The following is a 23,351-nucleotide window of genomic DNA, read 5'->3' on the forward strand; positions in this document are numbered from 1 at the left end:
CCGTCTCACTCTTTACTGCATGATTATGAACGTGTACCGCCTTACCCTGCTCCTTTGGCTGATAAGCTTTTGGCCGGGCTTTTCCCAATCCATTTACCAGGGCACCAAACCTGAAGCCTTGTTTACAGCAGCGCCCGAAAAAGCCTTTCTGGCAGCCTTCAACACGAAGTTCAACGCTGATTTTGACGCAGCCAGTCAGTATGCCAAACTCAAAACCGCCGGGTTAGATGCCTGGGAAATGAGTCTTTTCGACGCTCGAAAAGCTCAATCTACGTTCTATAAAAGCTATCCCCAGGCCGATCAGTTTTCAAAAGCCTTCCGGCAGTACGTTGACGCCTGTATCCGCTGGAACTACTGGCATTTGTTGCTGGCGTATCCCATTCTTCGGGGAGATAGCCAAACTGCCCAGTCGAATGTGATGTCGCTGCCATCGGTCATGGTCGACGATTTAGCCAGTTTCTCCGTAAACGATGAAACGGCACTTCCGGCCGAACCGTATCAGAACTTTCTGTTTTTCTACGTCACGTATTTCAATTCGAAAGCCCGCAATTTCGCCAAATATACCCCGGCTGATATTCAGACGAGCCTGACCGACAAAGCTACGTTTGCCCGCCAGCACCTGACGGGGAACGTCTACCAGTATGCGCTGGCGCGGCTGTTGGTGGAAAACTGTGAGAGAGTAACCCCTTCGTCCGTTCGTACGGCATTCGATTGGCTCAGCAAAACGCCGAACGCTACGGGCTATGTTGCCGCTGTGAAAGCTCGTTGCGATGAGGTGATGGCCCGTAAAGACGAGCCTGTTGTAGCGGCAACCAAAAAGAAAGCCATAGACCCTAGTGCGTTTTCATTTGCAAATGAAAAAGGGGAATTGGTGACACTCGATGAGTTTAAAGGAAAAGTCGTTTACCTCGACGTGTGGGCCAGTTGGTGCGGCCCCTGTCGGGCCGAGTTTCCGTTTTCAAAGCAGCTTCAGGAGCGCCTGACCAAAAAGCAGAAAGAGCAAACGGTGTTTCTCTACCTGTCCATCGACGACACGGAAGAGGTGTGGAAAAAGGCCCTGGTCAGCCTACAGCTAGCGGGCGAACAGGGTTTGTCGAAAGGCGGCTGGAAGTCGCGCACGGTGCAGTATTTTGGGATACAAAGTATACCACGCTACATCCTGATCAATAAAAATGGCCAGGTCATCGATGCCAATGCGAAACGACCCAGCCAGACCGATGCCATTTTGGCAGACATCCTTAAATTGGTTGCCGAATAATGGAACAGTAAAGACAAAGCCCTCACCAGGGAGACTGACCCTTTTAGATAGGTTGCTTATTAAGAAGAACCAGATTTTAAGCACGGAGGCACTGAGAACACAGAAAATTGAATCACTAATTTTGGTTGTCTAAGCTCCGTTTTCTCAGTGCCTCCGTGCTTAAATATTTTTGTACTTATTTACCTACGAATTCAGCTGTAGATAGAGTTCCTCCACCTGTTTGCGAGCCCAGTCGGTTTTGCGCAGGAACGTCAGGCTCGATTTAATGCTGGGATTACTCGTAAAACAATTGATTCTGATCTTCTGGCCCAAGGTTGCCCAACCATAATGAGCAACCAATTCGGTCAGTATCCGTTCAAGTGTTTTGCCATGCAGCGGATTATTGGGCTGTGCATTCATGATACAAAAAACGGCATTAAACGGATTACCTGTATTCTCGATTTACATACCCCGCTAAAATAACGGATCAGACTCGGAAAAGCCTTTATTCCCGCTAAGTAATATTCTGGCAATGAGCGATTCCACATGATCAGACAGGCACTTCTCATTTCCTGTTCGCACCTTGTGCGACATTGTCGTAACATTGGCCGAAGTTTTCAGTTGTTGAAGTATTATTTGGCAAAAGAATTGTCCTACAGAAAAGACTAAATGCAAAAGATTTTTTCCAGAATACTCAGCGTGCATACTATCTTTGATAGCCTTGAGCACGCCATTAACGTCAACACTCACCGTAAAAATTGATATTTACTACATAATATGCCTACTGCTGAACGCGAACGTATCTACGAACGAGCCGATAATAAAGGCTGGAAAAAATGGGGGCCTTATCTTTCCGAACGTGCCTGGGGAACCGTCCGTGAGGATTACAGCCCGTATGGGGATGCCTGGAACTTCGTCAGCCACGATATGGCTCGCTCCCGCGCCTACCGCTGGGGCGAAGAAGGCATTGGCGGTATTTCTGACAACAAAGGACACATCTGCTTTGCGCTGGCGCTCTGGAACCATAAAGATAATATCCTTAAAGAGCGGCTCTTTGGGCTCAATGGCCCCGAAGGAAATCATGGCGAAGATGTGAAGGAACTGTACTATTATTTAGATAGCACGCCGACACATTCGTACATGAAAATGCTGTACAAGTACCCACAGCAGGAGTTTCCCTACAACCGTCTGGTCATTGAATCGACACGGAGAGGGCGGCAGGAACCCGAGTTTGAACTAACCGATACCGGCATTTTTGACCAGGATGAGTATTTTGACATATTCATCGAATACGCCAAAGACACGCAGAACGACTGGCTGGTGAAAATTACGGCGCATAACCGCTCAGCCGTAGATGCCCCACTCACCTTGCTGCCCACCATCTGGTTTCGCAATACCTGGTCTTGGGGCTACGAGCAATACAACGCCCGGCCCATGCTGCATGGCATTGCCAACAACCAGATCGAGGTGAACCACAAGCAGTTGGGGAAATATAAACTCTACTGCGAAGAGGCCGACGCGTTACTTTTCTGCGACAACGATACAAATTCAGAACGGTTATATGGCCGCCCCAACGTGTCGAAATACACCAAGGACGGCATCAACAACTATGTTGTATCGGGTGGCAAAAAATCATTTATCAATCCCAATCAGATTGGCACCAAAGCATCGGCTCAATACACCCGCAACGTGCCCGCCGGCGAAAGCGTCAGTATCCGGTTGCGGTTCAGCGATCAAACGACCCTCACGCAGCCCTTCGCTGATTTCAACGACATCTGGAACAAACGGCTCGATGAAGCGGATGCCTTTTATGCCGATTTACAGAAAAACGTTGCCGATTCTGAGTTGCTGGCTATTCAGCGGCAGGCCTATGCGGGCATGCTCTGGAGCAAGCAGTTTTATTACTACAACGTAAATGAATGGCTGAAGGGCGACCCAAAAATGCCCGTTCCGTTTCAGGGACGTGTTTATGCGCGGAATGAAAACTGGCGGCATATGTACACGGCCAATATTCTGTCTATGCCCGATAAATGGGAGTATCCCTGGTTTGCGGCCTGGGATCTGGCCTTCCATACCCTGACGCTTGCCCGGCTTGATCCCCATTTTGCCAAGCGGCAGCTGGCGGTTATTCTGCGCGAATACTACATGCACCCGAATGGCCAGATTCCGGCTTACGAATGGAATTTCAGCGATGTGAACCCACCCGTTCACGCCTGGGCAACCTGGAAAGTATACGAAATTGATAAGGAGCAGAACGGCGTTGGCGACGTAAACTTTCTGGAGCGGGTTTTCCACAAGCTGCTGCTGAACTTCACCTGGTGGGTCAACCGGAAAGACGTATCCGGCAACAATATCTTTGGTGGTGGCTTCCTGGGGCTGGATAACATTGGGGTATTTGACCGGAGCCAGCCTCTGCCCATGGGCGGGCGCATTGAACAGGCCGATGGTACGGGCTGGATGGCCATGTACACCCTGAATATGCTGCGGATTGCCTGCGAAATTTCCCTTACCCGCCCCTCCTACCAGGACATGGCCAGTAAGTTTTTCGAGCACTTCTTGCACATTGCCTCGGCCATGAACAACCTGGGCAAACAGAACATAAGCCTGTGGGACGAAGTGGATCAGTTCTATTATGACGTGCTGCACATGCCTGATCATAATGCGCGTTTGCTGAAAATTCGGTCGATGGTGGGTCTTATTCCTCTGTTCGCGGTCGAAATTCTGGATGAATCGCTGCTGTCGCAATTGCCTGACTTCAAACGCCGGGTCGAATGGGTGCTTACCAACCGACCTGACCTGGCCTCGCTGGTGTCGCGCTGGCATGAGCCGGGCAAGGGCGAAACCCACCTCCTGAGCCTGCTGCGGGGACACCGGATGAAGATGATCCTGAAACGGATGTTCGACGAAACCGAGTTCCTGTCTGATTACGGCATCCGGGCGTTATCGAAATACCACGAAAAAATGCCGTACCAGTTTGAGTTGAACAGCGAAATTTTCCAGGTGCGTTATGTGGCGGCCGAGTCGGAGATGAGCATGTTTGGTGGCAATTCGAACTGGCGTGGCCCGATCTGGTTCCCGGTCAATTTCCTGCTCATTGACTCACTGCTGAAGTTTTACCAGTATTATGGGGATGATTTCGAGATCGAGTACCCCACGAATTCGGGCCACATAATGAGTGTGAAGCAGGCGACACTGCTGGTCATCGAGCGGCTTCTCAACATCTTCCGACGCGACGAGTCAGGTCGGGTAGCGGCCTTCGGTGCCGATAAAAAGATGCAGGACGACCCGAACTTTCAGGGCCTGTATCTCTTCTACGAGTACTTCAACGGCGACAATGGTATGGGATTAGGCGCCAACCACCAAACCGGCTGGACAGGGCTGGTGGCCGACCTGATCGAGTACCTCTACAAATACCAGACTCAACCGCATGAGCTGGCCGTGGTGGCCGATAAATAACGCAGAAAGCCGGACGTCGAGTCCGGCTTTCTGTTTACTAGGGTCTTCAGCTCATACCCCAGACGACCTAAATCTGGATACAACAATACGTGGTTTGGCTACTGTTTCGCTTCTGGACTCCCTGACCTTTGTTCCAGAAAATAAAAACAGAAAGACAAGGTATGAACACGCTTCAAAAAACGAATTTAGGATCTCAGGGACTCGTGGTGCCCGCCATTGGGTTAGGGTGCATGGGCATGACGCAGATCGCCGGTAGTGACGTATACGGCAAAGCCGATGAATCGGAAGCCATCGCTACTATTCACCGATCGCTGGAATTAGGCGGTAACTTCCTGGATACCGCCGATTTATATGGCCCACTGCAAAACGAACGGCTACTCGCCAAAGCCATCAAAGGAAACCGGGACAAATACATTATCGCTACCAAGTTTGGTTTCGAGATTGACGACAACGAACAGCTCACCTGGCAGTTCAACGGCAAACCTGACTATGTAAAAAAAGCCGTTGATCGCTCGCTCAAAAACCTGGGTACCGATTACATCGACCTATATTACCTGCACCGACTGGATCCGAACACGCCCATCGAGGACACCGTTGGGGCCATGGCCGACCTGGTAAAAGAAGGAAAAGTGGGGTACATCGGACTTTCCGAAGTTTCCTCGGCAACCATCCGGAAAGCGCACCAGGTTCATCCATTATCGGCTATTCAAACGGAGTATTCCCTGTTTGAGCGAAGCGTTGAAGAGGCAGGTATTCTGGATACGCTTCAGGAACTGGGCATCGGTTTTGTGGCGTACTCACCCTTGGGAAGAGGCTTTATTTCGGGCGACAATAGAATTAAACGTCCGGACGATTTCCCGGCGGACGATTTCCGGCGAAACATTCCCCGCTTTCAGGGCGAGTTTTTTTACAGGAACATTGAATTAGTTGATGAGCTAACCCGGTTAGCCAACGAGAAAGGCGTGACTACATCCCAGCTTGCCATTGCCTGGGTAATTGCCAAAGGTTTTCTGCCGATTCCCGGCACAAAACGGGTTAACTATGTAGAACAGAATATCGCGGCAGCCAATGTCAGCTTAACGTCTGAAGAAATGGATCAGCTGGAAGCCATTGTTCCGCTGGGTACATCGACGGGCGAACGCTATGATGAAGCGAATATGCAATCAATCGATCAATAAACGGGTTCTGTAACGTGGACCGGTGGTCCACGTTACAGATACGAACCGCTCATGCGATGAAAAAAGAACCGATTCAGCCATACATTATCAATTCAGTTTCCGAATTGCATCGTCTGTTGGCCTTACCTAAACCGGAGCATCCGCTCGTGAGCGTTATCGATATGAGTGATATAAAATGCCATTTCGATGAACAGATCAAGAGTGTTATCTACAATTTTTATTCCGTTTGCATCAAGAAGAACTTCACCGGGAAATTAAAATACGGGCAGAACTATTATGACTTTGACGAAGGCGTAATGACTTTTTTTTCGCCCGGACAGGTCATCTCAACGGTTACGCCCGAGGATATGGCCATGAACGGATGGTGGCTGGTTATTCATTCCGATTTTATTCAATCGTATGCGTTAGCCAAAAACATTAAAGAGTACGGTTATTTCACCTACGCCGTTAACGAAGCATTGCATCTTTCCGACAAAGAAGAAGCCATGATGACGATGCTTATTGGTCAGATTGAACAGGAATACCGATCGACAATCGATAGCTACAGTCAGGATGTGATCGTATCGCAGATTGAGCTGCTACTCAATTATGCTAACCGATTTTATAACCGGCAATTCATAACCAGAAAAAACGCCAGCCATGACTTGCTGACCAAGCTGGAAGACATCTTGTCCGATTACTTCGACCATAAACAAGTGCAGGAAATGGGCCTCCCGACGGTTCATTATCTGGCAGAAAAGTTGAATGTGTCACCCACTTACCTGAGTGATCTGCTGCGAAAGCTAACGGGACAAAGTGCGCAACAGCATATTCATAACAAACTCATTGACAAGGCAAAAGAGATCCTAACCACGACTTCCTTGTCGGTCAGCGAAATCGCCTATCAACTCGGTTTTGAGTACCCGCAATCGTTTAACAAGCTATTCAAGAGCAAAACGAACGTATCGCCACTTGAATTCCGGCAATCCTTTAACTGAAAGCTCCAGCCGGTAACAAAAACGGGAAGCCTGGTGATCAGACTTCCCGTTTTTATTGACACCTACTGACTACAGAATTAATCCGCTCCGGCGTAGCATCGCTTTGGGTGACGGCTCACGGCCCCGGAATTTCTTATAGAGTTCCATCGGCTTTTCGCTACCGCCTTTTTCCAGCACGTTCTTACGGAAGCTGTCGGCAGCTGCTTTATTTTCCAGACCACCTTTTTCTTTGAAGAACTCAAAGGCATCGGCGTCCAGCACTTCACTCCATTTATAGCTATAATAACCCGCCGAATAGCCACCCGCAAAAATGTGCGAGAAGGCTGGACTAACAGCGATTCCATCGACATGCGGGAACAGGTTAGCTACGGAATCGACCCGGCTCTCGACCTGGGAAACGGTTTCACCGGTCGGTTTCTGGCCGTGGTAATACATGTCGACCAGCCCCAGGCGCAACTGACGCAGATTGGCCATGCCCGCCATGAAGTTCTGACTGGCGCGAATTTTCTCGATCAGTTCGTTAGGAATCACTTCACCCGTTTGGTAATGCTTGGCGAAGAGTTTCAACGCTTCCGGATCATAGCACCAGTTTTCCATCACCTGCGAAGGCAGCTCCACAAAATCACGGGGAACACTCGTGCCGCTCAGGCTCTCGTACTTCCCGTTGGCCAGCATGCCGTGCAGCCCGTGCCCGAACTCGTGGAAAAGCGTCGTGACTTCATAAAAAGTCAATAACGAAGGCTTGGTATCGGTCGGGCGGGTGAAGTTACAGACGTTGATGATGTGCGGCCGGATATTCTCGCCGTTCTCAATTTTCTGACCCTGAATGTCATTCATCCAGGCACCACCCCGCTTACCGGCCCGGGGAAAATAATCGCCATAAAAAACAGCCAGAAACTTGCCATCCTTGTCGAATACATCGAAGGTTTTCACTTCTGGGTTATATACCGGAATATCGGTGCGCTCCTTGAAGGTGACTCCATACAATTTATTAGCGACGGTGAAGGCGCCATTCAACACGTTTTCGAGTTTAAAATAGGGCTTCAGCGTTTCGTCGTCAAGATCGTATTTCTCGTTTTTTAATTTCTCGGCATAATAGCTGTTATCCCAGGTCTGGAGTTTATCATCCGCGAAGCCGTGGGCTTTTGCATAGGTCGTCAGTTCGGCCAGTTGGCGTTCGGCCGCCGGGCGGGCATACGTCACCAGTTCATCGAGAAAACTCTGCACTTTATTTCTGGAACCAGCCATGCTCTCCTCAAGCACAAAATCAGCGTGGGTTTTATAACCCAGCAGGTTAGCCCGCGCGTAGCGCAGGTTAACGATCTTGTTAATGATGGCGGAGTTGTCATTTTTGTCGCCGTGGAAACCGCGACCATTATAGGCCATGAACAGTTTTTTACGCAGTTCACGATTGTCGGCATACTGCATAAATGGCCCGTAACTTGGTGCCTGCAAGGTAAATACCCAGCCATCTTTCCCTTTTTGTTTAGCCGTTGCTTTGGCTGCATCACGGGCAAAATCGGGTAAACCAGCGAGGTCTTTTTCATCCGTCACGACCATTGTGTATTCGTTGGTTTCGTTCAGGACATTTTCGCCAAATTGAAGCGATAACTGCGACATTTCCTTGTCGATAGCCCGCAGCCGTTCCTTCCCTTTTTCATCCAGATTAGCGCCATTCCGGGCAAACCGTTTGTACGATTTTTCGAGCAGCATCGCACTTTCGGGGTCTAATTTCAGGCTGGCGCGTTGGTCATACACGACTTTCACCCGGGCAAACAACTTCTCATTCAATGTAATATCATTGCCGTACTCACTCAACAACGGCGACGCTTCCTTTACTATTTTCTGAAGATCGGGTGTCGTTTCGGCACTGTTCAAATTGAACAGGACGGAAGTTACTTTACTCAGCAAATCGCCCGAGCGTTCGAGCGCAACGATGGTATTTTCGAAGGTTGGGGCAGCCGTATTGGCTACAATGGCATTAACATCTTTGCGGCCCTGGGCCAGACCATCTTTCAGGGCGGGCAGGTAATCTGCATTTTTAATTTTGTCGAACGGCGCCGTTTGGTGCGGTGTCGTGTACGACGATAGGAATGGATTCTGGGTCATTTTAGGTTGTTGGGGCGAAGGCTGGGCTAAAGCTGATGTAGCGGCTATAGCCAGCATCACGCCGGTTTGCTTGATTCGTTGATGATTTAACATACTGGTTTACGAAATGAGTTTCCGCCTAAAATAAGAAACAACTACAGATTTCGCAACGTGATGTTGCTCAAACGGTTGTATCAATGGGTGAGTGGAAAAACACAAAAAACGGTCGGCCAATCTGGCCAACCGTTTCCAACTCTCCCTTCTTCAATCAATAGCCATAGGGTCTATTATCAGATCGGCGGCTGTCTCCATAGCCGCCATTGCCATAGCCGCCGTTACCCCGCCCGCGCCCGGCCATCCGTTCGTATGGCCGCATGTGTTCGATAACCCGGTCGCGTTGTTGGCCGTTCAGGACGGCCATCATATCAAGAAACTGCCGTTGCCGCGCCTGCCGGAAGAAGTCACGCTGACGAGGATCGCGGATGTTTACGTTCTGCGTCTGCTGGGTAAAGCGCTCCCGAATCCGGCGAATCTCACGCTCCTGCCGACGGGACAGGTTCAGTTCACGATCCCACCAATCGAGGTGCCGGTCGAATTGGTAATCGTCATAATCATAGTTGTAAGTCGGCTGGCCATAGCCTGGCTGTTGGCTATAGCCCGGCTGCGAGGGGTAATTATTGTTGGGAGACGGATACCCGTACCGTTGCGCCATGGCACCAGTCGAAAGTAGGGTAATGAGGGTGGCGGCAGTCAGCAATACTTTTTTCATGGTCGTGTACTGTTTCAGGTTGTATTTGTCGGTTTGAACAGCACACCACCAAATGGTTTAATTTATTCTTCAAATAAATCTATACAACGAATCAAAAAAGGAATTTTCGGGCTTTATTAAAAAACTTAAAGTGGTGATTTGTACCTTGGTTACTGATCCAGTAGCCAACGATTCATCCGTTTAACTTTTTTCCTGTGATTATCTACAACGCTAAAGATTGGCTTGGTGCCCTTCGCCATTTTCAAACGAGCTATGTCATTCAGGTGCTGCTGCGACGAGTAGCGTTCGTTGCGGCCTATGGTTCTCTGATTACGCTGATTGATCAGAACTGGATCGACATTGAGGTGCCGATTGACGGGACTTTTTTTTCGCTGCTGGGTATTCTGCTGAGTTTGTTGCTTGTTTTCAGAACGAATACCGCTTACGACCGATTTTGGGAAGGACGCCGACAATGGGGCATGTTGGTCAACTACAGCCGCAACATGGCGGTGCTGCTGGATTCGCTTCTTCCGGACGACGATCGCGCCAATCGACTTTTCTTCGCCCGTACGCTTTCTAACTTCGCCCTCATCCTGAAAGGCCACTTACGAACCGGCATCATGATTGATGACCTGGAAGAAACGGAAGCAGGTGAACGGGAAGCGCTGCTGCAGGCCAAACATGTGCCGAGCCGGACGGCCGCCCTGTTGATGCGTCGTTTGCAGGCGTTGAAACGCGAACACGTTATCAGCGAGGGCGATATGATTACCATGCGGTCGTATCACCAGGCGCTGCTCGACATTACGGGTTCCTGCGAACGGATCAAAAATACCCCGATTCCCTTTTCTTACAGCTTCTTTATCAAGTTGTTCATCACCCTGTATTTGCTGCTCATGCCGCTTGTTCTGGTTGAAACCTATCAGTATTTCACCATTGTGGCGATCACGTTCGCGGGGTATGCGCTGCTGGGTGTTGAAATGATTGGCGATGAAATAGAAGAACCGTTTGGAATTGATTGCAATGACCTACCCCTCAATCAGATGGCGCAAACAATCCGCCGGAACATGCATGAAACGCTGACGGGTGAGGTGTTAGCGATGCCGCCAGCGCAGGTCGAGTATCAGAAAGTGAACTGAGTTTAATACTTGTAGTCCGTCAACGGGGCCTGCTCTTCCTGCCTGACGATTTGTTCATACTTCGCCCGATCGAATTCGCCTTCGTTGTTTGCAATGAAGATGGTCGCGACGGTATTGCCAATGATGTTGGTGATGGAGCGGGCTTCGGACATAAACCGGTCGACGCCCAGCAGTAATGCCAGCCCCTCAACGGGAATGACTTTGATGGCGGTCAACGTACTGGCCAGCACGATGAAACCACTGCCTGTTACTCCCGCAGCCCCTTTCGATGTAACCATCAGGATGCCGATGATAGTCAGTTCCTGCCCAAGGCTGAGATCGACGCCAAAAACCTGCGCCAGAAAGACCGTTGCCATGACCAGATAAATGGTTGTACCATCGAGATTGAAGGAGTATCCGGCCGGCACCACTAACCCCACCACCGATCGGGAACAGCCCATCGTTTCCAGCTTGTCCATAATCTGCGGCAGGGCTGACTCCGACGACGAGGTACCAAGTACAATCAACAACTCTTCTTTGATGAATTTCAGTACGGTCCACAAGCTGATTTTATAGTACCGAAGAATCAAATTCAGAATGACAAATACGAACAGGAACATGGAGGCATACACTGTGCCCATGAGTTTAGCCAGCGGCAACAAGGTGCTTAAGCCATATTTGCCAATGGTAAAGGCCATGCCGCCAAACGCACCGATGGGGGCCAGCACCATAACCACACTCAGAATATTGAAAAACACCTTGGACAACCGCTCGAAGGTAAGAATCAGCGGTTTACCGGTTTCGCCCATGCGGGTAAGTCCGACACCAAAGAGGACCGAGAAGACGAGTACCTGCAATATTTCGCCTTCGGCAAACGCCTTGATGGCGTTACTGGGCACAATATGAATGAAGAACTCAGTCCAGTCCATACCCGCCCCCTGTTCGGTATATTTACTGATATCGCCCCCTTTTACAGCCGCCGTTTCTACCCCGTCGCCTGGGCGAATCAGGTTCGCCAACACCAGCCCAATGGCCAGTGCACCCGTTGTGACGATCTCGAAATAAAGCAACGCTTTTCCTCCTACCCGGCCCACTTTCTTGAGATCACCCATATTACTGATTCCCAGAACAATGGTCAGAAAAATAATGGGTGCGATAACCATCTTGATCAAATTGATGAAGATATCGCCAAGGGGTTTGAGCTTTGCGGCTGTTTCGGGAAAGAAGTAGCCAGTCAAAATACCCAGCGTTATGGCTATCAGAACGCGTACGGTGAGGTTATTGAGGAGTTTCATTGGGTGAAAGATACGTTGAAAATAGAGAATGTATACGGGACTGGGCCATCATTTCCAGTATACATTCTGCCGCCGGCTCACACCATATGCAATTTTAACACCTGCTGTTTTACGTCATGAATGCGATCGTTAAAGTTCAGGCTTAGAAAATCAATATTGGGAACAAGGATTGCGTCGAGTAGTTGCTTCACCGGTTCATCGTGCGGAATACGTTTGCCCGTGGCAACGCTGATGTATTTAGACGTAACCCAGAGCACATTTTTGAGATGGGTTTTACCATCGTCGGTCATAATGTACTCCGTCACGGTTGTGTCTTCGTTCACATAAATGAGCCTCGACAAAATTCGTACCCACTCACTCACCCGCGCAGGCCGGACGTAGGCAATTTGATGCTGGTACACGACCCAGCTTGTTTTTAACTCCTGAAACAACTGGCCCGGATTAAAGTCATATAGCTTAGCTACCTGATCTTCCCGGGCGTTGAAATAATAATCGAAGTACTTGGCGTTGTTGAGGTGCTGCAGGGGGTCGCAGTCCTGAAAGCGAATAATTACCCGCGATTCGGTTTCGGTCGGGTAACTGCGATTGGGGTCACGTTTGAACATTTTCTGAACCGGGATTAGTCTGATTTTAGTGATTGATCTGATTTTCGAAACACCTATCTGTTGCCGTCCTCTTACATTGGCTGGATTCGGCTACTGCAGGCGGCTAACGCAGACGATTATGAATCAATGTTAAACAAAAATCCTTTAAATCATTTCAATCGGGTAAATCCTGCCGGGCCGCCGGGCGGTTCAGACAATTTTCAGCCATATTTACGTTAGTACAAAAAAATCACTGTTTACTTACAATCACTGCCTTATGAAACGTATGCGTTTTTTGCTGCCCGTATTCTCGCTTTTTATCACGTTGACTGCTTTTGCTCCCGCCGATGACTCTGAAGCCGTTGTTGGGACATGGCTAAACGGTACCAAAAAGGGGCACGTACAAATATATAAACAGGGAGGTACCTATTTCGGAAAGCTTGTCTGGCTGGGTCAGCCCACCGATCCGGCTACCGGAAAGCCCCGAACCGACGAGAAAAACGCCGATGTATCGAAGCGGTCACGCCCGCTGATGAACATGCTCTTAATGTATAACTTTAAGTACGACGGGGGCAATTTATGGAGCGATGGCAAAATATACAATCCCGAAGATGGCAAAGAATATAACTGTAAAATGACGCTGAAAGACCCAAATACGCTGGAGGTTCGTGGCTATGTGGGCATCTCGCTATTTGGCAAAACCCAGACCTGGACGCGGATTAAATAGGGTTGATTAATTTGTGGTTTGTGGTCTGTGGGGACACAGACCACTTTCGCGTCAGCCATCGCTTCTTTTCAGAGAAGTGGCTCGTCAGGACACAGACGACAAACCACAAACCATAAACCGCACACCACAAACTGTAAACCGTACACCCTATGCAGACGCTCATCATCGGTGCGGGACCGGCGGGACTGGCAATGGCGGGTCAGTTAGCGCAACGCAAGCTGCCCTTTACGGTCCTGGAAGCCAGTGATCACATTGGCCTGTCCTGGCGAAACCATTACGACCGGCTCCATCTGCACACCGTGAAAGCGTATTCAGGGCTGCCCCATTTCCCTTTTCCAGCCAACTACCCAACTTATGTACCCCGTCTGCAAGTCGTTGATTACCTGGAATGCTACGCCGAACACTTTGCGATTAAGCCCATTTTCAACCAAAAAGTAATTGGTATTCGGCGCAACCCCAATGGGAAAGAGTGGCTGGTACAGACCGAAACGGACCTCTTCACCACTGATCATGTTGTGGTTGCCACGGGCTATAACCGTGTCCCCAATATACCTGAACTACCCGGCCAGCGGGACTTTCGGGGTATCATCTGGCACAGCCATGAATACCGAAATGGCGCGCCCTTCCGCAATGAAAATACCCTGATTGTTGGCATGGGCAACACCGGTGCCGAGCTGGCCCTCGACTTACTGGAGAATGGGGCAACCCCTTTTATTTCAATCAGGGGGCCGGTTAACATTGTTAGGCGGGAAACATTTGGTCGACCGATCCAGGTTACGGCTATTTTTCTGAACAAATTTCCGAACTGGTTTTGTGACGCTATGGTCAGACTATCGCAGCGACTAACGGTGGGCGATGTGTCAACTTATGGCCTGGGTAAACCCACGCATCCACCCTCCTACGACAGTCGACGAGGGAAGACCCCAGTTATCGACATTGGCACCCTCGACCAGATCAAGGCCGGAAAGATTACGGTTCTTCCGGGAGTTGAGCGTATTCATGCGAAAACAGTCACCTTTACCGACGGGCGGGAGCTTCCGTTCGATGCTATTATTCTGGCCACGGGCTATCGACCAGGACTGGCGGCAGTTCTTGGCCCGGACCTGGCCACTACCATTCTGAATGACCGAGGGTTTCCGAAAGGCCTATGGTTTGATCAACCCAACCTGCAGGGGCTATATTTCCTTGGCTTTACAACGCCCGCCACCGGCGTACTGTACAACCTGAGTAAAGACTCAGATCAGATTGCCAATCACATTTCTGAAAACAATTTTGTCTCGCCATAGTTCTATTTAGGTAATCAGGTCGATTACATATCATTCAACGTTATAAACACTACAATCATGAACGAGACAACCATCAAAGGCGGCTGGAACGAATTGAAAGGTAAAATCAAACAAGCTTATGGCGATTTGACCGACGACGACCTAACCTACGCAGAAGGTCAGGAAGATGAAATGTGGGGCAAGGTCCAGCAGAAAACAGGAAAGACGAAAGACGAAATTCATAAAGCTGTTGCTGATTTATAAGCAACGACACCTGAATAAGAAAAAAGCCGGAACCCTATGGTTCCGGCTTTTTTCTTATTCAGGTAAGTCCCAAACAGCTTCTGGCTGTTTGGGACATAAATTCGTTAAACACCAGGTTCCCAGCCTTTTTCGTACTGGCGAGTCCATAGCTTCATGGCATCGGCATCGCGAATGTGGCCATTTTTAGAATCAACCGCGAACGATTTGTTGGTCCGGTAAGCAATATTGGCCAAATGGCAAAGGAGCGTACTTCTGGCTCCTTCTTCAATAGTTGAGTTCTGTTTGGCTTTACCCCGAACGGCGTCGAAGAAATTCATCATGTGGAGCGTTGTCATATCGCCACCGCCCCCCAGCGCCGTGCCCGACTCCGATCCTTTGGCCTTACTTGTTTTGATCACTTTGCCATCGCGGGCAAAGAGCGTATACCCATCCCGATCCACATAAACGGTGCCATTGCTGCCATAAATGATGGTGCCCCGGTCACTGCCGTAGGTCTTGTGTCCGTTCCGGCTCTTGCCGTCCCATTTGATGATTTTATCGCCCGGAAACCGGAACGTGGCGTCCATCGTATCGTAAACGGCCCAGCCATCTTCCGGGAATGACCGTTTGGCAGCCTCCACCGTCACGTACTCTGGAAACTCAACCTGCAGTGCCCAGCGCGCTACGTCTAGTTCGTGCGTTGCATTGTTACCTGCTTCGGCAGTGCCATATGTCCAGCCATACCAGTGCCAGTTGTAGTCCCAGGTGTCGTGCGTATAGGGTACGCGCGGGGCAGGCCCCTGAAACAAATCCCAGTCGAGTCCATCAGGAGCCGGTGCCTTTTTAGGAGCAGGAACTTCGCCACGCGCATTGGCATAAAAAGCGACCGCTTTATAAGCCTTTCCGATGACGCCATTATGGATCTGGCCAATGATATCAATGGATTCCGGTGCCGAACGTTGCTGATTACCCATCTGGATAATTTTGCCGTATTTTTTCTGGAACTCAACCAGAATTTCACCTTCGCGGGGATTGTGGCTACAGGGCTTTTCAACATATACGTGTTTACCTGCCATTACGGCCATCCAGGTTCCCGGCGCATGCCAGTGGTCGGGGGTCGCGTTGATCAGTACATCCACGTTCTTGTCGGCAATCACCTTCCGGATATCATTTTCCAACTTGGGCGTGTAGGTGATGTGCTTTGAGAATTTCTGCACCGCTGCCTCGCGCTGTTTTTTCATCACATCGCACAGGTACACCAACTCGACATTGCTTTCTTTTTTGGAAATAGGCTCATAATAAGCCGGTAAGCGCCGACCAAGCCCGGCAATGGCCACGTTGAGCCGTTCATTTGCCCCAATGATTTTAGCGTAGCTTTTAGCTGACATCCCGTTTGCCAGCCCACCAACCGTCAGGCCAGCGGTGCCTAAAGCCGCCGTTTTAATAAATTCTCTTCTTGAGCTTTCCATTGTAATCAGGTTAATAATCTAGTTCGCCGATCAGGCCTTTCGTTTGCCTTGTTTTGTAGCGTCACAAACACCCTTGAAATACCCAACGGATTCGGCGATGCCCGCCAGTGGATCTTTCATATCTTTTTCATATTCCAGGCTGCAACAGCCGTCGTACTTAATTTTACGGAGCATCGCCACAAAAGCCGGTATATCGATAACCCCTCGACCAAGTTCGCAGGTAGTGCCCTCTTTGGAGGCTGCGGTGACGTTTTTCAGGTGAATATCAAAAATCCGTTTGGCGTATTTCTCCAGATCCGCAACCGGATCGTCGCCGTAGCGCTTATCGTGTCCCATGTCGAAGCAAAGCCCGATTCGCGGATCCAGATCCTTCACCGCCGTATACACCGATGTGGCATTGGGAAACAGCTTGATGTCGGGCCCGTGGTTGTGAATCGCATAGCGCATGTTAAATTCCTTTACCTTCTTATCGATATAGGGCAAATCTTCCGGATTAGGAATCCCAATGATCAGGTTGACACCCACCCGCTTCGCATAGTCGAACCCATTGTCGATTTCCTGCTTCGTTTTCATATAAATCGGCCCCACGGCATACCCCGTCACCCCCGATTGCTTCAGTTTTTCATGAAAGGCGGCAATTTCTTCAGTTGTGCTGGCATAGGGAAGGTGAAAATCTTTGATGCACAGGTAGTGAACATCCGTTTTTTTCATCATCTCAAGCGCTGGCTCAAGTTTGAAATTAACAAAACTGAACCCGGCCATTCCCAGCTTGAACAAATCATCGCTGGCAGCGCTGCGCGTCTCCGGTGCACTGGCAAACGTAAGAGCCGGACTCATACTAGCCAGGGCCACACCGCTACTGGTATTTCGTAAAAATGATCGTCTTGTGGTCATGCTGACTAATTGGAAACGCTAACTAATTACCCATAAAAAACGGCATGGGCTTTTTTCTACTGACAGGACCAGATTTTGGCACGCCCCCGAATGGTTGAAGCCGCCAGTCAACGACTGAGGAGCGCCTTATTGGAGTTCGATCCAGCTTTACGCCTGTTTTTCTCCGTTTCACAAAAACAAGCGGCCTTGTCTTTTCAATACTTCTTTCCTTTGGGTGTCCATTCGAAAAAAAGATGAATCGGTTTGCCCTTGCTGGCTTCTTCCTATGTTCACTAACGGCCCCTGCCCAAACCGTTATAACCACCGTTCAGGAGGCTCTAACAGCTGTCAGGCGCCATAATCCGGACCTGGTCAATGCCCGTCAAAACCAGCTCGTACAGGCGCAGCAACGCACAGCCAGCCGAGCCGCTCTTTTACCACAGGCCCGCCTGTTTACCAATTTCGATTACAATTACGCGCTGCCGGTATCCCTGGTGCCAGCTGAATTTTTAGGGGGCAAGCCGGGTGAATTTCGAACGCTTCAATTCGGGCTTCCTTATGTGCTGGCCGCCGGAGTTGAAGTAACGGTTCCCGTAATTAACCGGCCCGCCCGCGCTGACCTGGGTATTGTTGACCAGAACCTGCGTATTACGGACGACCAGACGCTGGTTTTACAGGATGATATTTCTACCCAAACGGCTCGCGTGTATCATGCAACCCTCCTGACCCGTTCAGCCATTGCCATTACCCAGCGTAATTTATCAGCCGCCGATACGCTGACACAAATTGCCAGCGAAAGGCTCACAAAGGGACTGATCGAACCCCTGGAATACAACCGGATTCGCTCCGTGCAGTTGACAACCGCAGACGTGCTTTACCAGAATGAACTGGCTTACCGACGGAATCTCAATCAGCTTAAGCTGTTACTGGGCCTGACGCTGGCCGATAGCCTGGTACTTACGGAAAACCTGTCAACCCGCTCACTCGGCACAACTCACTCCACTACTGAGATGAACCCAGTTGAACGCCCGCAAATAACGCTTCAGCAGGCACGCATCGAACTAGCCCGCTTACAACTCAATCGCGAACGATTACAACGTTGGCCAACCTTGTCGGCATACGGTCGATTCACGGAACAGGCGCAACGGAATCGGATCGACTTTTTGAAAGCCAAGGAACCCTGGTATCAGATTGGCGTAGCCGGTTTGCAGTTCAACTGGCCACTTTATACGGGTGGACTCCGCACCAGTAATCAATTACGGGCTCGCTTACAACTGAAACTGGCAGAATCGCAATTGCTGTATGAACGCAATCGACAACAGACGGAGACGGAAGATATTCGAAATACATACAACCAGGCCATTCGGTCGCTGGACCTGAATCGACAGAATTACGACCTCAGCAACCAGAATGTGCAGATCGCCCTGATCAAATACCGATCGGGTCTGTTCGCCTACGATCAGTACCTCAACGTATTCAACGAGGCCTTAACCGCCCAAAACCGCTATTTGAACAACCTGTCCAACGCCTTTATCAATCAGACCATCTTACAAATCAGAAACGGCCAGTAAAATCAGTGGGTTAAGCGCTGAAAAGTTTCGTCAGCTTCTCGGCCTTATCTTCCACGTAGACGCCTGAACCAAGACGAAGAGCCTGATTTAAGTTATTCACATCGCATGAAAACGCCCACTTACCTATTCCTGATTTACCTTCTGAGTGCAGCCTGTACATCCAGCCATGAGGGCACAACGCCCACCTATCGGTCGTTGACGGAAGCCGTCTATGCCTCGGGCAACGTATATCCCCGTAACGAGTATACCGTTACGGCCGATGCCACCGGCCTGCTGCAACAGCGACTGATTAATGAAGGAGATTCGATTCATCGGAATCAGCTGTTGTTCGTGCTGGAAAGCGCTTCAGAAGATGCCCGTCAACAGGCTGCGGCAAATGCCTACCGGCAGGCGCGGGCCAACTTGGGGGCCAATTCGCCCGTGCTGGCTGAACTCGAAGCGCAGGTACGAAACGCCCGAACCCGACTCAGCAACGACTCCATCAACTACAACCGGTTCAAGGAGTTATACAGTCAGAATGCCACATCGCGGGCTGAACTGGAACGGGCCGAGTTGAATTACACCTTGTCTCGCAACAACCTCCGTGCGCAGTTGAACACGTTCCAGCGCAACCGGGACCAGATTCAGCTCGACGTAGCCAACAACCGCAGTCAGCTGATAACCAGCGAAGTGGCGGGTCGCAATACCCGCGTTCGTAGTTTTGTGGATGGAAAAGTGTATGAAGTTTACAAAGACCCCGGCGAGGTCGTTCGCGTGGGTGATCAATTGGCATTGGTGGGCAGCGGCACTAAATTGTATGCTCAACTGGCCGTCGATGAAAGTGATTTCGGACGAATCCGGGTGGGTCAGACCGTCATCCTTAAAGCGGACGTGTATAAAGACAACGTCTTCAGAGCGCGCGTCAGCAAGGTATATCCAAAACTAAACCGCACCGATCAATCCTTTCGGGTGGATGCCGAATTCATCGGCGCAAAGCCCGATTCGTATTATGGGTTAACCGTAGAAGCCAACATTATCATCAGCGAGAATCCACACGTGCTTACCATTCCGAAAACTTACGTGATCGGTAATGACAGCGTTATGGTAGAACAAGATGGCAAAAAGCAAAAAGTGCGTTTCCAGAAAGGTGCCGAAAACTTCGATCTGGTACAGGTGAAGGGTGGCCTAACGGAATCGAGTAAACTACTAATGAATGATGAATAAGTCTAGCGGCTTAGCTTCTGTACTCATCATTCTTCATTCATCATTAACTAAAGATGGATATACACATCACTTCCCAAATTGCCCAGACACACCTGCTGGCCAAAAAGCGCCAGACGCTCGTGGCCATGCTGGGCGTAACCTTTGGTATTGCGATGTTCATTACGATGATTTCGTTTATGCAGGGCGTCAATCAGTTTCTGGAAGATTCGGCTTTGGATGCCAGTCCACACATTCGGATGTATAACGAAGTGAACACGCAGCGACCGGGCCTGATCGATGAGCTTAATCCGGGTAATTTTAACGTCATCTATCATCAAAAACCAAAAGACGAACAGGCCCGGATAAAAAATGGAATGGCCATTGCCGAACGGATCGAGCGGGAGCCGGGCGTGCTGGGATCGTCGCCCCAGGTAGCCACGCAGGCGTTTTACAACAATGGTCCCATTCAGCTTTCCGGGACCATTTCGGGCGTAGACATTGACCGGGAAAACCGGCTGTATAAGTTGACCACGCGGCTCAAAACCGGTACCCTGAACGCCCTGAAGACAAACCCCGACGGCCTGATCATGGGCTCCGTACTGGCCCGAAAACTCAATGTTGTCGTGGGCGATAAAGTGACGGTGACAACGCCCAAAGGAGGCATTCGTGTTTTGCGCGTGGTAGGCACGTTTGGCTTTGGGGTGGGCACCGTCGATAACACCAAAAGCTACGCCAATCTGTCGACGGTGCAGGAAATGCTCCAGAAAGACCCGAGCTACATCACCGACATTCACATTAAGATGGTGGACCCCTTGCAGGCCCTTCCCTTCGGCAAACGGCTACGAGCCATTTACGGCTACTATACGGAAGACTGGGCGACGGCCAACACCGCGATTCTGGCGGGCGAGAAGATCCGCAACATGCTCACGTATGTCGTTTCCATTACGTTGCTTGTTGTGGCCGGGTTTGGCATTTACAACATCATGAACATGACGGTGATCAACAAAATCAAGGACATTGCCATCCTGAAAGCAACGGGCTTCGAGGGCCGGGATATCATCGCTATCTTTCTGCTACAGGCGGCTTTCATCGGCTTATCGGGCGGCCTGCTGGGTCTGGCGATTGGTTTCGGACTGAGCTACCTGCTCTCGATCACCCCGTTTGACGCGGGCGATTTCCTGAGCATTAAAACCTTTCCGGTCATTTTCGCGGCTAAATACTACGGCATGGGTCTTCTGTTCGGCGTGATTACCACCATTCTGGCAGGCTATTTCCCATCCCGAAAAGCCGCCCAGGTCGACCCGGTATCCATCCTGAGAGGCTAGGCATTTTAATATACATGAAGAAGTATGCATGAAGAATACGCCTGTCAGACGAATCAATCAGACAAAATTCTTCATACATAATTTATAATTTTTCACACCCATGGCCACTGTTCTCTCTGCCCGGCAGCTCAATAAATACTTTTATGACCCGGATAAATTCCAGGTGTTGAAAGACGTAACATTCGATGTGCAAGCAGGCGAATTTCTGGCCATTGTAGGAAAGTCGGGCTGTGGCAAATCGACCCTGCTGTACCTCCTCTCGACGATGGATACCGACTATGACGGTCAAATCGAGATGGCGGGTACGAAAGTAACGGGCCAAGGTCAGGATTTCCTCGCTCACTTTCGCAATGAACACCTCGGCTTCGTTTTTCAGTTTCATTTCCTGCTACCCGAATTTTCGGTCTTACAAAACGTTATGTTGCCGGGCCTGAAGCTGGGAAAGTACGCCAATAAAGAGATTGAAGAGCGCGCGATGGACAAACTGCGCCTGATCGGTATGGCCGACTACGCCCATAAGCCCGCCAGCAAATTATCCGGGGGGCAGCAGCAGCGGGTGGCCATTGCCAGAGCCCTCATCAACGACCCAACCATCATTATGGGCGATGAACCAACGGGCAACCTGGACCGGGCCAATACGGAAAATGTCTTCGACATCTTTCGGGATCTTGCCCAAAAAGGCCAAACAATTATAGCCGTTACCCACGACCCCGATTTTGCCGCCGGAACGGATCGCGTCATCGAAATGTCGGACGGGATGATCATAGCCAGCCATGAAAATAAAGTTTAATAAATACGTTGAAATTGGTTTGCTCTGGATTGCGTTGGGGGGCATGATTGCCCGCCAGTGGCTCATTCCCAGCATCACCTGGCAGTTACAGGCGCTGCTGTTCGTGCTGTCGTTTGTGATGTTAAACCTGGTCTGGATCTTCCATTATGTCTTTAATGAGTGGCTGAATCAGCGGTTACCGTTCGAGAAAAATGTACGCTGGCGCGTAATTGTTCAGGTCCTGGGTGGCTGGTCGATTGTCAAGACCGTTTACGTAACCTGTGGGTATTACGTCGTGACAGAGTTTTTGCCGCCTGTCTTATCTATGATCAATAAGTTTACCTTTATCATTGTTGGGGTAATGGTTTTCCTGGTAAACACGGTCATTTGCCTGGGCTTCATCGCCAGTCATCTGTTAAGACGATGGCAGGAAAATGCCATTCGTACGGCTCAACTGGAAAAAGAGAAAGTGCAGGTGCAACTCGACAGTCTGAAAAACCAGATCAGTCCGCATTTTTTATTTAACAGCCTCTCTTCGCTCGATAGCCTGATTGATGACAACCCGGTACTGGCCCGGCAGTTTCTCCACCAATTATCGAAAGTATTTCGGTACGTTCTGCACCATAAAGAGAAGGCGCTGGTGCCCCTCGAAACGGAACTGGAGTTTATCAAAAACTATATTTCGCTGCTGCATACCCGCTTCGATGGCGCTTTCATTATTCAATGCCGGATCGACGACCGTGCGCTGGACCAGCAGATTGTACCCGTCACGCTCCAGATTTTAATTGAAAACGCCATCAAGCACAATGTCATCAGCGAGGCTCAGCCGCTCACGGTCACCATCAGTGCTGGCGACGGCTACGTGTCTGTAACAAATCCGATTCAACGAAAGCGGCAAGTCGAAACGGCTAATAAACAAGGGCTTGAAAACCTGAAACTATTGTATACCTACCTTAGTGATCGCCCGGTCGACATCGACGATACGGAGACGTTTTTTTGCGTTCGATTGCCGTTGCTGGGCGTTAATTAGGTTTCTGGAATTCGTTTATGTCAGACGCTAAGGCACCTGAATAGCTTTTATCGTACTGTCCGATTCTTAAAACGGATATACGGGGTTTCTGGATCGCCAGCCCAGTCAAAACCTCATTAAATTGCCATCGGATTCAATTGGTTTTAAGAAACCTTTCGTGTCCGTTTTGAGAAACCGACAGCACAACAACCAGCCGCCCGTATACAGACTACCGTAAAC

20 protein-coding genes are annotated in these 23,351 nt (G+C 50.0%); 13 read left to right on the forward strand and 7 right to left on the reverse strand.

The window, feature by feature from the left end; translation table 11 throughout:
- The first annotated feature begins 25 nt into the window (after positions 1–25).
- On the forward strand, positions 26–1,258 hold the full coding sequence (locus ACYVAM_RS01235; protein ID WP_461063109.1) for a TlpA family protein disulfide reductase: 1,233 nt from the start codon (positions 26–28) through the stop codon (positions 1,256–1,258).
- Positions 1,259–1,441: 183 nt separating this feature from the next.
- Here the strand turns inward: ACYVAM_RS01235 and ACYVAM_RS01240 are convergent, their stop codons facing one another.
- Complete coding sequence (locus tag ACYVAM_RS01240) at positions 1,442–1,657, reverse strand: VF530 family protein (protein WP_461063111.1); 216 nt, start codon at positions 1,655–1,657, stop codon at positions 1,442–1,444.
- 357 nt (positions 1,658–2,014) lie between these two features.
- Between ACYVAM_RS01240 and ACYVAM_RS01245 the strand changes: the two genes are divergently transcribed.
- The 3 genes from ACYVAM_RS01245 to ACYVAM_RS01255 all read left to right on the forward strand — a co-directional run bounded on the left by ACYVAM_RS01245 (position 2,015) and on the right by ACYVAM_RS01255 (position 6,848).
- Positions 2,015–4,693, forward strand: coding sequence for an MGH1-like glycoside hydrolase domain-containing protein (locus ACYVAM_RS01245; RefSeq protein WP_461063113.1), 2,679 nt, complete (start codon positions 2,015–2,017; stop codon positions 4,691–4,693).
- A 161-nt stretch (positions 4,694–4,854) separates the two neighbouring features.
- Positions 4,855–5,871 carry an aldo/keto reductase gene (locus ACYVAM_RS01250; protein WP_461063115.1) on the forward strand — a complete coding sequence of 339 codons (1,017 nt, stop codon included), beginning with the start codon at positions 4,855–4,857 and terminating at the stop codon, positions 5,869–5,871.
- Between the two features lie 56 nt (positions 5,872–5,927).
- On the forward strand, positions 5,928–6,848 hold the full coding sequence (locus ACYVAM_RS01255; protein ID WP_461063117.1) for a helix-turn-helix domain-containing protein: 921 nt from the start codon (positions 5,928–5,930) through the stop codon (positions 6,846–6,848).
- Positions 6,849–6,917: 69 nt separating this feature from the next.
- On the opposite strand, the gene ACYVAM_RS01260 is transcribed toward ACYVAM_RS01255, so the two are convergent.
- Together ACYVAM_RS01260 and ACYVAM_RS01265 are read right to left on the reverse strand one after the other, a co-directional pair.
- Entirely contained in the window at positions 6,918–9,014 is a 2,097-nt protein-coding gene (locus ACYVAM_RS01260) for a M3 family metallopeptidase (RefSeq protein ID WP_461064198.1), read from the reverse strand.
- 190 nt (positions 9,015–9,204) lie between these two features.
- A complete protein-coding gene (locus ACYVAM_RS01265) occupies positions 9,205–9,705 on the reverse strand; it encodes a hypothetical protein (protein WP_461063119.1) in 501 nt (166 codons plus the stop codon).
- Positions 9,706–9,899: 194 nt separating this feature from the next.
- On the opposite strand from ACYVAM_RS01265, the gene ACYVAM_RS01270 reads away from it, so the two are divergent.
- A complete protein-coding gene (locus ACYVAM_RS01270; RefSeq protein ID WP_461063121.1) occupies positions 9,900–10,820 on the forward strand; it encodes a bestrophin family protein in 921 nt (306 codons plus the stop codon).
- A gap of 2 nt (positions 10,821–10,822) precedes the next feature.
- On the opposite strand, the gene ACYVAM_RS01275 is transcribed toward ACYVAM_RS01270, so the two are convergent.
- The gene (locus tag ACYVAM_RS01275; protein WP_461063123.1) at positions 10,823–12,094 is read right to left on the reverse strand and encodes a dicarboxylate/amino acid:cation symporter; all 1,272 of its coding nucleotides are present in this window, start codon (positions 12,092–12,094) and stop codon (positions 10,823–10,825) included.
- 77 nt (positions 12,095–12,171) lie between these two features.
- The gene (locus tag ACYVAM_RS01280; RefSeq protein WP_461063124.1) at positions 12,172–12,699 is read right to left on the reverse strand and encodes an acyl-CoA thioesterase; all 528 of its coding nucleotides are present in this window, start codon (positions 12,697–12,699) and stop codon (positions 12,172–12,174) included.
- A 256-nt stretch (positions 12,700–12,955) separates the two neighbouring features.
- Between ACYVAM_RS01280 and ACYVAM_RS01285 the strand changes: the two genes are divergently transcribed.
- From ACYVAM_RS01285 to ACYVAM_RS01295, 3 genes are all read left to right on the forward strand, one after another.
- Positions 12,956–13,405: a DUF2147 domain-containing protein gene (locus tag ACYVAM_RS01285; RefSeq protein ID WP_461063126.1), complete on the forward strand. Its 450-nt coding sequence runs from the start codon at positions 12,956–12,958 to the stop codon at positions 13,403–13,405.
- Between the two features lie 149 nt (positions 13,406–13,554).
- Complete coding sequence (locus ACYVAM_RS01290; RefSeq protein WP_461063128.1) at positions 13,555–14,691, forward strand: flavin-containing monooxygenase; 1,137 nt, start codon at positions 13,555–13,557, stop codon at positions 14,689–14,691.
- Positions 14,692–14,748: 57 nt separating this feature from the next.
- Positions 14,749–14,934: a CsbD family protein gene (locus ACYVAM_RS01295; RefSeq protein ID WP_461063130.1), complete on the forward strand. Its 186-nt coding sequence runs from the start codon at positions 14,749–14,751 to the stop codon at positions 14,932–14,934.
- 104 nt (positions 14,935–15,038) lie between these two features.
- Here the strand turns inward: ACYVAM_RS01295 and ACYVAM_RS01300 are convergent, their stop codons facing one another.
- Both ACYVAM_RS01300 and ACYVAM_RS01305 read right to left on the reverse strand, forming a co-directional pair.
- On the reverse strand, positions 15,039–16,382 hold the full coding sequence (locus ACYVAM_RS01300; RefSeq protein WP_461063132.1) for a Gfo/Idh/MocA family protein: 1,344 nt from the start codon (positions 16,380–16,382) through the stop codon (positions 15,039–15,041).
- A 30-nt stretch (positions 16,383–16,412) separates the two neighbouring features.
- Positions 16,413–17,276, reverse strand: a complete 864-nt coding sequence (locus tag ACYVAM_RS01305; RefSeq protein ID WP_461063134.1) for a sugar phosphate isomerase/epimerase family protein — start codon at positions 17,274–17,276, stop codon at positions 16,413–16,415.
- Between the two features lie 233 nt (positions 17,277–17,509).
- Between ACYVAM_RS01305 and ACYVAM_RS01310 the strand changes: the two genes are divergently transcribed.
- The 5 genes from ACYVAM_RS01310 to ACYVAM_RS01330 all read left to right on the forward strand — a co-directional run bounded on the left by ACYVAM_RS01310 (position 17,510) and on the right by ACYVAM_RS01330 (position 23,132).
- Complete coding sequence (locus ACYVAM_RS01310) at positions 17,510–18,826, forward strand: TolC family protein (protein ID WP_461063136.1); 1,317 nt, start codon at positions 17,510–17,512, stop codon at positions 18,824–18,826.
- A 105-nt stretch (positions 18,827–18,931) separates the two neighbouring features.
- Positions 18,932–20,029, forward strand: coding sequence for an efflux RND transporter periplasmic adaptor subunit (locus ACYVAM_RS01315; RefSeq protein ID WP_461063138.1), 1,098 nt, complete (start codon positions 18,932–18,934; stop codon positions 20,027–20,029).
- A gap of 53 nt (positions 20,030–20,082) precedes the next feature.
- Positions 20,083–21,333, forward strand: a complete 1,251-nt coding sequence (locus tag ACYVAM_RS01320; RefSeq protein ID WP_461063140.1) for an ABC transporter permease — start codon at positions 20,083–20,085, stop codon at positions 21,331–21,333.
- Between the two features lie 100 nt (positions 21,334–21,433).
- A complete protein-coding gene (locus ACYVAM_RS01325; RefSeq protein ID WP_461063142.1) occupies positions 21,434–22,123 on the forward strand; it encodes an ABC transporter ATP-binding protein in 690 nt (229 codons plus the stop codon).
- On the forward strand, positions 22,107–23,132 hold the full coding sequence (locus ACYVAM_RS01330; RefSeq protein ID WP_461063143.1) for a sensor histidine kinase: 1,026 nt from the start codon (positions 22,107–22,109) through the stop codon (positions 23,130–23,132). Before ACYVAM_RS01325 ends, ACYVAM_RS01330 begins: the two co-directional genes overlap by 17 nt.
- The last annotated feature ends 219 nt before the right edge of the window (positions 23,133–23,351 follow it).

It is taken from the genome of Spirosoma horti (assembly GCF_054776595.1).